The organism is Citreimonas sp. (assembly GCF_042096055.1).
Taxonomy (GTDB): Bacteria; Pseudomonadota; Alphaproteobacteria; order Rhodobacterales; family Rhodobacteraceae; genus Citreimonas.
Genome location: NZ_JBELMH010000121.1, coordinates 1 through 2,992 on the forward strand (window position 1 = coordinate 1; position 2,992 = coordinate 2,992).

3 protein-coding genes are annotated in these 2,992 nt (G+C 70.1%); all 3 read left to right on the forward strand.

The genetic code is table 11. From position 1 onward, the window contains the following. A partial coding sequence (locus ACFDTC_RS16925; protein ID WP_375260051.1) for an FAD-linked oxidase C-terminal domain-containing protein occupies nt 1-977 on the forward strand: 977 nt, incomplete at its 5' end. 90 nt (nt 978-1,067) lie between these two features. After that, on the forward strand, nt 1,068-2,180 hold the full coding sequence (locus tag ACFDTC_RS16930) for an FAD-binding protein (RefSeq protein ID WP_375260052.1): 1,113 nt from the start codon (nt 1,068-1,070) through the stop codon (nt 2,178-2,180). Nucleotides 2,181-2,216: 36 nt separating this feature from the next. Continuing rightward, nucleotides 2,217-2,992 (forward strand): 4Fe-4S dicluster domain-containing protein (locus ACFDTC_RS16935; RefSeq protein ID WP_375260053.1); only part of this gene is annotated, 776 nt, incomplete at its 3' end.

The following is a 2,992-nucleotide window of genomic DNA, read 5'->3' on the forward strand; positions in this document are numbered from 1 at the left end:
TGAACTCGGGCGGGGCGCATTGCCTGAAATACGGCGTGACGACCAACAACCTGCTGGGCGTCACGATGGTGGCGATGGACGGCACGATCATGGAGATCGGCGGCGAACATCTAGACGCGGGCGGCTACGACCTGCTGGGCGTGATCTGCGGATCGGAAGGCCAGCTTGGCGTCGTGACCGAAGCGACCCTGCGCATCCTGCGCAAGCCCGAGGGCGCCCGCCCGGTGCTGATGGGCTTCGACAGCTCCGAAGTCGCGGGCGCCTGCGTGTCGGACATCATCAAGGCCGGCGTGCTGCCGGTCGCCATCGAATTCATGGACCGCCCCTGCATCGAGGCCTGCGAGGCCTTCGCCAAGGCCGGCTACCCGATGTGCGAGGCGCTGCTGATCGTCGAGGTCGAGGGCAGCCCCGCCGAGATCGACGAGCAGCTGGGCAAGATCCTCGAGATCGCGCGCCGCCACGATCCGGTCGAGCTGCGCGAGGCGCAGGATGCCGACGAGGCCGGGCGCATATGGCTCGGCCGCAAGTCCGCCTTCGGCGCGATGGGGCAGCTCAACGACTACATGTGCCTCGACGGCACGATCCCGGTGTCGGAGCTGCCTTACGTGCTGCGTCGCATCGGCGAGATGTCGAATGAGTTCGGCCTTGGCGTGGCGAACGTCTTCCACGCCGGCGACGGCAACATGCACCCGCTGATCCTGTTCAACGCCAACCAGGATGGCCAGCTGGAACTGTGCGAGGCCTTTGGCGCCGAGATCCTCAAGCTCTGCGTCGAGGTGGGCGGCTGCCTGACCGGAGAGCATGGCGTCGGCATCGAGAAGCGCGACCTGATGCACACCCAGTACGACCGCCCCGATCTCGAGGCGCAGATGGCGGTGAAGGACGTGTTCGACCCGAAATGGCTGCTGAACCCGGCCAAGGTGTTCCCGCTGGATGCCTCGGACGCACGGCGTGTCGTGCCGGTGGCGGCGGAATGAGTCCCGCAGGAGCGCGGAGGGGGCCCTGCCCCCGTCGCCTTTCGGCGACTCCCCCGGGATATTTTCAGAGAGAAGAAGCACGAGGGCCGGATGAAACCTGAAAGCGAGGCCGATCTGGCCGAGGCGATCAAGGGCGCGCGCGGGCCGTTGCAGGTTCGCGGCGGTGGCACGCGCGGCACCGGCGCGCCGCTGGGCGAGGTCGTCGAGACCGGCGGCATGACGGGCATCACGCTCTACGAGCCCGGCGCGCTGACGGTCGTCGTGCGGACCGGCACGCCGCTGGCCGAGGTCGAGGACGCGCTGGCCGCCGAGAACCAGCGCCTGCCCTTCGAGCCAATGGATCATCGCCCGCTGCTAGGCACCAACGGCACGCCGACGATCGGGGGAGTCGTGGCGGCAAACGTGTCGGGGCCGCGCCGGGTGCAGGCGGGCGCGTGCCGCGACTTCATGCTGGGCGTGCGGTTCGTCGACGGCAGCGGGCAGATCGTCAAGAACGGCGGCCGCGTGATGAAGAACGTGACCGGCTACGACCTGGTCAAGCTGATGACCGGCAGCCGCGGCACGCTGGGCGTGCTGACCGAGGTCAGCCTGAAGGTGCTGCCGCGCCCCGAGACGCAGGCCTGCGTGATGCTGGAAGGCCTGGACGACGCGCAGGCGGTGGCGGCGATGGCCCGCGCGCTCGGCTCGCCTTTCGAGGTGACCGGGGCCGCGCATCTGCCGTCGGGCGACGGCGGCCAGCCGGTCACGCTGCTGCGTATCGAAGGGTTTGAGAAATCCGTGGCCTACCGCGCCGACCGGCTGCGCGCACTGTTCGACGGCCATGCCGTCCGGATCGAGGAGGACGCGGGCGCCGTTGCTGACCGCTGGGCAAGCGTGCGCGACGTCACCGCCTTCGCCGGCCGTGACGGAGACGTCTGGCGCATCTCGTGCAAGCCCTCGGACGGACCGGCGCTGGCCGCGCGGCTCGGGGCCGAGGCACATCACTTCGACTGGGGCGGCGGGCTGATCTGGGCGCTGCTGCCTTCCGGCACGGATGCCCGCGCGCGGCTGGGCGCCTTCCGCGGTCATGCGACGCGGGTGCGCGGCATGGGCGACGCGCCCGCGATCCAGCCAGAGCCCGCCCCGCTGGCCGCGCTGTCGGACGGGCTGCGCGCCCGCTTCGACCCGCGCGGCATCCTCAACCCCGGGCTGATGACCGCCTGAGACCGGCCCGCGACCCGCTTCCCGACAGAGAGTGCCATGCAGACGAATTTCACCGAAGAGCAACTGGCCGATCCCGGCACCGCGCGCGCCAACCAGATCCTGCGCGCCTGCGTGCATTGCGGGTTCTGCACGGCGACCTGCCCGACCTACCAGGTTCTGGGCGACGAGCTCGACAGCCCGCGCGGGCGCATCTACCTGATGAAGGACATGCTCGAGAACGAGCGCACTCCCGACGCCAAGACCGTCAAGCATATCGATCGGTGCCTGTCGTGCCTGGCCTGCATGACCACCTGCCCGTCGGGCGTGCACTACATGCACCTCGTCGATCATGCGCGCGACTACATCGAGAAGAATTACCAGCGCCCCTGGCACGACCGCGCGCTGCGCTGGGTGCTGGCGCGGATCCTGCCCTACCCGATGCGCTTCCGCGCGGCGCTGGTCGCGGCCAAGCTGGGCCGCCCCTTCGCGCGGCTGGTCCCCGACGCCCGGCTGCGCGCGATGCTGGCGATGGCGCCAAAACGTATCCCGCCGGTCAGCCGCAACGACGACCCGCAGACCTTCCCGCCTGACGTCACGCCCAGGATGCGCGTCGCGCTGATGACCGGCTGCGCGCAGAAGGCGCTCAACACCGACATCAACGACGCGACGATCCGCCTGCTGACCCGGCTGGGCGCCGAGGTGGTCGTGGCCAAGGGTGCCGGCTGCTGCGGGGCGCTGACGCATCACATGGGCAAGACCGATGAGAGCCACCGCTCAGCGGCGGCCAACATCCGCGCCTGGGCGCGCGAGATGGACGGCAAGGGGCTGGACGC